This is a genomic window from Bacillus sp. 1735sda2 (assembly GCF_024159245.1).
Taxonomy (GTDB): Bacteria; Bacillota; Bacilli; order Bacillales; family Bacillaceae; genus Bacillus; species Bacillus pumilus_O.
The window spans coordinates 1-8,048 of sequence record NZ_JAMYWZ010000002.1; the positions used below are offsets into that span (position 1 = coordinate 1).

Here is an 8,048-nt window from a genome sequence, read left to right on the forward strand (position 1 = left end):
CCCAAAGAAGTGGTGGAAATCACTCCTGCAGCAGTGGCGATTTTTGAGGTGATCACTTTCCGATCACTACTGAAAAACGAGCCGGTTACTGGCGGATCAGTGATGGGAAATTGATCGACCAGTTGTCAATCACTTGTCAACGTGCCCAGTTATACGCACCAAAAAATGTGCGTGTTTTTAGAAAAGCCAACGAGGATTTTTTCACGAAAGTTTGGTAACGTTTTGTGTTTGAAAAGGAGCGCACTGCACACAAAGAAAGGTAACGTTTTGCAGAAAAATCAGTCGCAACAAGGGTTCAATAATGGGTGAATTAAGTTCGTGTTTGTTTTGTGTTGTTTCGGAAAAGTGTGCATTCAAAAGGAGCGTTACTCTTTAAAAAATGGAGTGAAAAACATATGGCATGAGTCAACGGTAAGCGGAACGAAAGTGAGCATTAAGGAGTTGACTCATTCACTACATCCAAAGCCTATTGATTCAAACAAACCCCGTTTGTTTGCGCCCGCCGAAGGGGCATCCCCCGAAGATCGGGGGTAGGGGGTTTGAATATTTGCGATCCAACGGGCTGACCGTTGGCGGGTTTGGGCAGAGCCCGAAAAGAGTCACTGGAGAACCAGTGCCCACTTATGCACCTAAATAGGTGCTGTGTGTTTTCTCTCCGTTCAAAGCAGAATGCGAGGCATTGTACCGTTGGCATGAAAGAGTCAAAAATGGTAAGATGAAAGAAATATTTGTGCGTCTGTTTTGTTTGGCGAAGGTGTGAGCGGAAGACGACGACAGTCGTCGAGTGGCAACGAAAAAGCGAATCACCGAGAGCCAAACGAGAACCCCCCCCAGCTAACAGGGGGGTAGTAATCTTTCAAAAACAAGTAGACTTAATTATGAGACAAACAATGGAATAAAAACTTATAAAAAACGAGAGGGTTTTATTTTAAAATGCCTCTGAGAGCGTTCAGATTCTTTTCTGAGCGCTTTTATTTTTGTTTAGGTATAAAAAGATGCAAACAAAGAAAAAACGCCTCATAGGGCGTTTAAATGATTTTAGATTGGTTCTATTCCTCTTTCATAACAACTCATGCGCCTACTACACCTTTTTCAGCGATTTTCTGATCTGTTTGAGTGTTTGAATAAACTGATAAACCTGTGATTAATAAAACAATTAGAGATAAGCTAATCATCCATTTCATTCTAACGCCTCCGTCATTTTGATGATTTCATCTTTTGCAACAAGTGCTTGTTCATAATATTTAACGGCTTGCGTGATATTCCCTTTATTTTTCAAGTGATTTCCTATTTCTCGTGACAATTCGGCTATATCTGTCCATAGTCTTTTTTTCTCTAGGTACTTCATGGCATGGTGAATATTGTTTATGTGACTATTGTTGTAAAGCGCATCTAGTATCATAAGTTTTGCTCTGTATTCATCTTCGTTATTTTCCTCGACTAGATTCCATGCTTTTTTGTACCAGACGAGAGCTTTATCAGTTTTTCCACTTTTAAAACAGACTTTGCTAAGCATGTAATATGTGCGTATGGTTTCTCTATGTTCTGGTATTTCAATGGCTTTAAGTAGATGACTCTCTGCTTGTGGTAGATAGCCTCGTCTTTCGTAACTAATTCCGATATTGAGGTGAGCTAAACTTTTGGTGTATGAATCGCCTGTTTCCTCGGCTTTCTTGATGACATGATTATAGTGTTTGTCAGCTTCTTTATAACGCATCAAGTCAACTTTGTTTAATGCTAATATCATTTCACTATTCATTTGTTTGTAAGTGTATTGAGCATTCGATTTAAAGGAATCGAGTGCTTTTTGAGCGTGACTAAGGGAAAAGAAATGTTGATCAATTTGGTAATAGGCTACGGCAATTTTGTAGTGGAATTCAGCATGTTCAATTTCGTCGGGGATTCTTTTCAGTTTATCTTCAGCAATTTTGTAAAAATTGATCGCATCAATGTAATTCTTGTTGCGAAATTCATATTGGCCATTAAAAAAGTAAAAGTAGTATTGAATCATGTCGTCTGTTTTTTGAATGTCCTCTTGTTTGACTGTTGTACGACTTTTAATTTTTAATCGCTGCGCGTCATCTATCAAAAGATTGTTTCTAAAGTCCAAAAGGTTGAAATAGAGAAGAAGGTCTTGATTTTGTTCCATATGCGGAAGCATTCTCTTAATCTGCGTTTTCAATTCGATTGCTTCGTCTATTTTTCTTTTTTTAATTACCCCATACCACTCATTCATCATGTTAGCGACTTCTACATCTGCAATTGTTTTAGCCATCATCATACCCACCTTTTGTCCGTCGTAAATGTTTCTCTTTATCTTACAGATTTAGTAAATATTTAGAAAGTGAGAAATTCCCCAACAAAACCGATTCTTTTTACTTGGGGGTGTGTGGCTTTGGATGCTGACAGCAATGACTTTTGGATGTACAGCTAGGGAGAATATGACTTGTTTTTTGCATGTTGTCATTGAAAATATCGGGTACAGTCACTTGGAAATAACACGTAAATTATTAGGTTTTTGATTAAACGTGATATTTCCACTGGATACAGCCGACAGGAACCTATAAATAGCAACGGCCAAGAAGGTTGGATCGATCGCCATGAAATGACCTTACTTGTTCTATGCTCTTCTGTTTGTCTCTTTTTCAATCCCACCATTTTTGTGGGCGGGTGATGGCAGCTGTATTTTGAAGTCAGGTTTAGTCAGGTTCTAGGGGTAGTGTAAAGAATTTTTATACTATGAAATGGGGCGAAAAAATCAAAAAAAATCTCCCCCTGAGGGGAAATTTTTTAGGACGCCGACCTTATCATGATGAGGATGTCAAATTCACCTATTTAGGATGACAAGTGCTCTTTTTAATATATGTTGATACGTATCAGTGGTGTGGATTTTGCCAACGGAATAAAAAGCAATCTGATTTTTTAAATCTGATCGCTTTTTATTAAAACGAAATTTATGGAGGTTGCTGAGTATTAACGATGGGGTTTCAATACTCACTCCAGTATATGTGAGGTTGCTGAAGTGTGATCATTGAAAGTTCGAGGTTATAAAAATAATGATTTTGGTTAGAATTTAAATGGGGAACCTCCAACGCCAACGTTTCCGCGTGCGAAAAGGTCTTTAGGAGTCGGGCACTTTGCTGACTCCTTTTTGTTTTGATTAAAATTAAATGTTAAAAGCACCCTGCACCCTGAACATAAGCAGGATGCTTTTAACATTTGCGGGCTTTTTTTATAGCTTATGGCTTTTTTGGATTTTTATTAAAAAAATTTAGTTTTGATTTCTGAAACGGAAAAAGCAATCTGATTGTAAAATCAAATTGCTTTCTTTTGAGACGAAGATTGATAATGGGGAGATCAAAATTCTTTTTATCATATGCTAGAGTGTGGAAGAGTGATCATTGAAAGATTAAGGTTATTAAAAATGGTTCATTTGGTTAGAATTTGAATAGGGGTGACCCTCCCCTCAATGCATGCAAGTAAAGAAAGATAAAATCTCTGGTGAGAAGATTGTTTTTATTTTGAAGGAGCTGGTATGTCTGGCTTCTTTTTTTGTTTTGGGGTTTTGGTTTTTAAAAAGATGGCGGTTTCGCCAGATTTTTAGGCGATTTTGACGGAGTCAGAATCGTGTCTTTTCTTATCTTGATACATATAGAAACACTGTCATTTTGAAAAAGTGCTATAAATTCAGTGGTGTCAAGGCTTTAAAGGCATTTTGACAGCACAAAACTCCATCTGCTATTATTAAGGTGTCGAATCTTAAATAATAGAATGCTAGAGAACTAGCACAGAAGGAGTTTTTTGCTTTGTTTCATTCATCTGAATCGAATTATATCACCCTTGAGGACAAAACTGCAACAGGTAAAAAGCGGGATTGGAAAGGGAAAAAGGTGAGATCGTCACTTATGGCGGCTCATTATGAAGGACTTGAAAAGCGTACCGGTGCGCCATACTACGGAAAAAAGGCAGAGAAAGTATGTGATTGTGCGGAATGTCTTGCATTTAGGAGAGACAAAGAAACGGGCAGACTACGATTATATCAAGCCTATTTTTGTAAAGTGAGGTTATGCCCTATGTGTGCGTGGCGAAGGTCGTTAAAAATTGCCTGTCATAATAAATTGATCGTGGAAGAAGCGAACAGACAGTATAAGCCTGCGTGGGTATTCCTCACGTTGACGGTGAAAAATGTTGAGGGCGATGATTTAAAACAAACGATTACTGATATGATGCAAGGTTTTAGAAAGCTGTTTCAGTACAAAAAAGTGAAAACTGGAACATTTGGTTTTTTTAGAGCTTTAGAGATTACGAAAAATCATGAAGAAAATACATATCACCCGCATTTTCATGTATTGATTCCAGTGAAAAGAAGTTATTTCACAGGTAAAAGCTATATTAAACAAGCAGAGTGGACAAGTCTTTGGAAGCGTGCAATGAAATTGGACTACACACCGATTGTGCATGTGCAGCGGGTCAAAGGAAAAAAGGGAATCGATGCGGAAGCGATTGAACAAGAAGTGCGTAGAGAGATGGAAGAACAAAAGGCTATTCTTGAAATCTCGAAGTATCCAGTCAAGGACACTGATGTCATACGTGGGAATGAAGTGACTGAGGAAAATTTGGATACTGTTTATTATTTGGATGATGCATTGAATGCCAGGCGGTTGATCGGTTATGGCGGGATCTTGAAAGACATTCATAAGGAACTGAATTTGACGGATGCTGAGGACAGTGATCTTGTCAGAATTGAAGAAGATGATGATGAGGTAGCCAATGAGACGTTTGAGGTCATGGCACGTTGGCATGTTGGCATCAAGAATTACATAATCACATAGAAAAGCAGGCTATTGTCTAGCCTGCTTTTTTTACATGCTTGTGCTTTTATTCTTTCTAAACAGGCTTACTGTACCTGTTACTACTAGACCGATTAATGAGACTACACCAGTGTAAAGAAGTCCTTGTAATTCAACCCCATTTGATTTATAACCAAAATAACTGCCTAAGAAAAAGATTGTTCCTACCAAGAAAATATTAAGAATTATTTTACTTAATTTACTCATTTATTCAATCCCTCCATTTTCTCCTTTACCACCCATAATGTGTATATTAAACTATAATACAAATGGGTAAAAGGAGTGAATTAATTGTTTAATAGATTTTTGATTGTGACTTTGACACTTGCACTTTTTGTGACTTGTTTAACACCTTTCTCTGTGGCGGTTGCTATGGAAAAAGACGTTAAAAAACAACAAGAGAAATTATCCTATGCTGAAATAGAGAAAAAGATTATTGATAAGGAACTGCAAAAGATAGATTTGAATGAGGTCGATCAATTTAAAGTGTTTGGGAATTTTGAAGAACCCAAAAATGAAAGCGTTCTCTTAAGTGGTGATGTTACCACACAGGCTGAGAAATGGAAAACTATTTTAACAGCAAGTAGAACAATTAAAAAAGCAGATTTTTATATATCAGCGGGAACTCTTTTTCTTCTGACAGTATGGCTTGGATGGGGTAGGGTAACATTGAGTCTTATTGCTGGTGTCTTAGGTGTTGCAATATCTGCTGTTCCTAATGCATTGCCAGGTGAAAAAATACATGTAATCAAGAAAATGAAATGGGTTGACAGGAAAAAATACATTTATGATATTCAAACAACTGAGTATATAAAACGTGGTAAGAAAAAAGCGACTATCAACAAAAAAACGATTAGAGAAAATGGTTGGGGCAACGACTAATTGTTTTAACATAAGAGCATACCTATCGAAGCCGACGCAATTGTCGGCTTCTTCTATTTCTTATTCTTTATTTTAATTATTTTTTGGGAATTCCATCCTTTTTTCGACTTTATCTAAAGATGTTGTCACTTTTGATTTGACTACAATTTTATCTTTTTCTTTGTTAAAAGATAATTCAATAGAGGGTTCTTTTTCTGAAGAATCAGCGTATCCAAGTATTTCTTGTTCTTGATTATTAATTTTTAAAATTAGACTATATTCTCCGTGATTTTTATTTAGATCAATGTTGTTTGTAGAATTTTTAATAATGTCATTTGAAAAAAGTATACGTTCTGTTTCAAGTTCTTTCATGATAACCGATATTGGTGAGTTTATTGTTTCTGAAGTTTTTATTGTCAATGGTTTTTCAGAGACATTACTTTTATTGTTATTGATTAGGAAAAATAATGTTACAGAAAGTATGGCGGCAATTGCAATGATTGCACTAATTAGTATTTTCTTTTTTGACATGAAAATCATCCTCTCAGATAAGCTTTGTATTATATTACTCTATAAACATATTGAAGGATATAACAATTAAGATATTTAATCCTTTTTATCTACTATTTATGGTTTATATAGTATATAATGTATATTTATTAATAATATGTAAAGGGAGTTCTGAAATGAAAAAAGTAGTTGTTAGTTTATCTTTGGCAAGTGCATTATTGGTTAGTAGTACTGGGTTTGTTGATGCTCAAGCTCAATCAAATAGTATTAGTAAACAATCTTTACTTACTAGTGAGGCTGAGTTATCAGATGCTGTGTTAGATTCACTAACTGTTGATGATTTTGCTAAAGCTTATGAAATGATTGAAAATGATTTAGATTACAATCATATGTCTGAAAGTGAACAAAACAAGTATATTACATCTTTATATGTATCTATTGTACAAGACAAAAATAAACCAGATAAAATTACGACTTTGAGCTATTTGCCAGGATCTTATAAATCACTAAACCGTCTAGAGAAAAAATTAGTTCAACAACATCCTGCACAAGCTGCCATGGTGTATGCTGCTTCAAAAAGAGCGAATCAGAGAACTCAAGCTCTTTTTAAAAGTGGACTTCATAACGGAAATGGAGACGCTTTTAGACATACTTATTGGAATGCAGAATTAGCAACAATGATTGGTTCAGGTGTGTTTTTTAATCCGAATTATGGGAAAGCGCATGCTAAAAAATGGACTGATGCTCATGAATTTGGAGCCTCAAATCAGCCTGCACTTGAAAGGAAAATGGATTTGCACAATAATAAAGTCGGATTAAATATTGTTACAAAAAAAATGTCTTCTAGATCTCTTGAAAGAGCTGCATTAAAGAAAGTTAAGGATGGAGCATGTAAGAGGATTTCTAAGGGGAAACTTGTTAAAACAACTGGTGGAAACAGAAAGTAGTATTTCTAAGTAATCAAAAGCGGGCTTAATAAGCCTGCTTTTTTGTTGCCTGCTTTACTAAGATGAGAGGTTATTTCATGTATTATTATGATCGGTGTTCTATTTCCAAAATTGCCACCACTGTTTTTGTTGAGCTGCAGCAATCTGTTTTTTCATTTCTTCATTCTCTTTTAGAGCTTCTATAAGGTGTTTGTCGCGTTCCTCAAGCTTAGCCTCAATGTGGTGTTGTTGTTCGTGAATTGTCTGAATAAGAGATTGGATGATTTGTTTTTGTTCATTCATTTGTGAGTTGAGAGTGTTCCTTATGTCCTCTATCGACTCATTCAGCGTCAATGCTGTACTTTCTGTATGATTGTCTATCGTGATCGTGATTGGATGTCCTTCGTTAGTGAGTATGGTCTCAATGTTTTCTATAGACTTTCCTTCTACGTATAAACCACGGATTTTTTTTAGCAAAGGAATGGATTCATTTGCTACTAAATAGCTTTTTCCATTTTTCTTTATGTTCAAATGATGGCCATGTTGACGAATGTATCTTCGTAATGTGGTATCTGGGATTTGAAGTTCTTTCTCTAATGATTTGATAGAGTGCCATGTTTCTTGGTTATCCATATAATTTCACCACCTCGTTCACCATACGATCATACCTTGATTATTCTAGCTATATCAATATATCCCTGCGATCACGATCATGATTGCGTCCATGGATACGATCATACGATCACGTAATGTTTAAGGCGGTGGATACCAATGTGACAGCAAGAAATTCTTATGCTCTTGCCTTGAAAGATGGAGAGAAGAAAAAATCTATGAAAAGAGCATAAGGGGTTTTTGTCCCCACTTATGGTGTGGAACTAGGCAAAGCCTAGCAAAAAATGAT

General features: G+C 36.1%; 7 protein-coding genes. 3 read left to right on the plus strand and 4 right to left on the minus strand.

The window, feature by feature from the left end; all coding sequences use genetic code 11:
* Positions 1 to 1,180 precede the first annotated feature (1,180 nt).
* A complete protein-coding gene (locus NKR21_RS21030) occupies positions 1,181 to 2,275 on the minus strand; it encodes a Rap family tetratricopeptide repeat protein (protein ID WP_186299679.1) in 1,095 nt (364 codons plus the stop codon).
* Positions 2,276 to 3,806: 1,531 nt separating this feature from the next.
* Between NKR21_RS21030 and NKR21_RS21035 the strand changes: the two genes are divergently transcribed.
* Positions 3,807 to 4,832, plus strand: coding sequence for a protein rep (locus NKR21_RS21035; RefSeq protein WP_144458554.1), 1,026 nt, complete (start codon positions 3,807 to 3,809; stop codon positions 4,830 to 4,832).
* A gap of 30 nt (positions 4,833 to 4,862) precedes the next feature.
* Here NKR21_RS21035 and NKR21_RS21040 read toward each other — a convergent pair whose 3' ends face one another.
* The gene (locus NKR21_RS21040) at positions 4,863 to 5,057 is read right to left on the minus strand and encodes a hypothetical protein (RefSeq protein WP_144458555.1); all 195 of its coding nucleotides are present in this window, start codon (positions 5,055 to 5,057) and stop codon (positions 4,863 to 4,865) included.
* 84 nt (positions 5,058 to 5,141) lie between these two features.
* On the opposite strand from NKR21_RS21040, the gene NKR21_RS21045 reads away from it, so the two are divergent.
* On the plus strand, positions 5,142 to 5,732 hold the full coding sequence (locus NKR21_RS21045; RefSeq protein ID WP_144458556.1) for a hypothetical protein: 591 nt from the start codon (positions 5,142 to 5,144) through the stop codon (positions 5,730 to 5,732).
* A 72-nt stretch (positions 5,733 to 5,804) separates the two neighbouring features.
* Here NKR21_RS21045 and NKR21_RS21050 read toward each other — a convergent pair whose 3' ends face one another.
* The gene (locus tag NKR21_RS21050; RefSeq protein WP_144458557.1) at positions 5,805 to 6,242 is read right to left on the minus strand and encodes a hypothetical protein; all 438 of its coding nucleotides are present in this window, start codon (positions 6,240 to 6,242) and stop codon (positions 5,805 to 5,807) included.
* 155 nt (positions 6,243 to 6,397) lie between these two features.
* On the opposite strand from NKR21_RS21050, the gene NKR21_RS21055 reads away from it, so the two are divergent.
* Positions 6,398 to 7,168 carry a DUF6973 domain-containing protein gene (locus NKR21_RS21055; RefSeq protein WP_144458558.1) on the plus strand — a complete coding sequence of 257 codons (771 nt, stop codon included), beginning with the start codon at positions 6,398 to 6,400 and terminating at the stop codon, positions 7,166 to 7,168.
* Positions 7,169 to 7,267: 99 nt separating this feature from the next.
* On the opposite strand, the gene NKR21_RS21060 is transcribed toward NKR21_RS21055, so the two are convergent.
* A complete protein-coding gene (locus tag NKR21_RS21060; RefSeq protein WP_144458559.1) occupies positions 7,268 to 7,780 on the minus strand; it encodes a DUF3967 domain-containing protein in 513 nt (170 codons plus the stop codon).
* Positions 7,781 to 8,048: the final 268 nt, after the last annotated feature.